1 protein-coding gene is annotated in these 525 nt (G+C 68.6%); it reads right to left on the bottom strand.

Going from position 1 to position 525, the window contains the following annotated elements; all coding sequences use genetic code 11:
• On the bottom strand, nucleotides 1-525 hold a 525-nt coding region (locus A9Q02_RS24380; protein WP_172451090.1), incomplete at both ends, for a hypothetical protein.

The raw sequence follows: 525 nt of genomic DNA, 5'->3' as shown, positions 1-525 counted from the left end.
CAGCACCAGCGGCGAACGGCAGACCCACGAAGGCTTGCCGATCCCGAGCAGGTGGATGCGGCGTTGAAACGGGTCGATCGCAGCGGCGGCTTCAAGATCGGCCATCAGCTGCGCGTACCACGCAGTTGCGGCACGCGCATAACGAGCGGGCACGAGGCCGCCAATCGCGCAGGCGGGCCGATCAACGAAGCCATCGGGCGCGTCGTGGAACCCCCACGCGGCGCGTTGGCGCACCTGGGCACGTTCCTCGTCGTCGAAGCAGTCCTCGCGGTCGCGCACGAGGTCGCCGATGATCGCGGCAGCCCCAGGGCCGGGGTAATGGGTGACGGGCACGATCGGTGGATCGGGGCCGTGCCCCATCGTTTGGAGCAAGGCCGTGAGCCGCACGTCGTCGCGCTCACTGGCCAGCGGATCCCCCATTGTGTCGTAGCTGAGCGCCCAAGCGAGACATGCGGGGGCATGCGTTGCTGGGCTGGTGTGGGTTGACCTCCACCAGTTCGCGACGCGGTGGGCATAGTACGGCAG

The sequence above is a fragment of the Candidatus Chloroploca asiatica genome, from assembly GCF_002532075.1.
Lineage (GTDB): Bacteria > Chloroflexota > Chloroflexia > Chloroflexales > Chloroflexaceae > Chloroploca > Chloroploca asiatica.
This window is presented reverse-complemented; position numbering and strand designations above follow the sequence as displayed.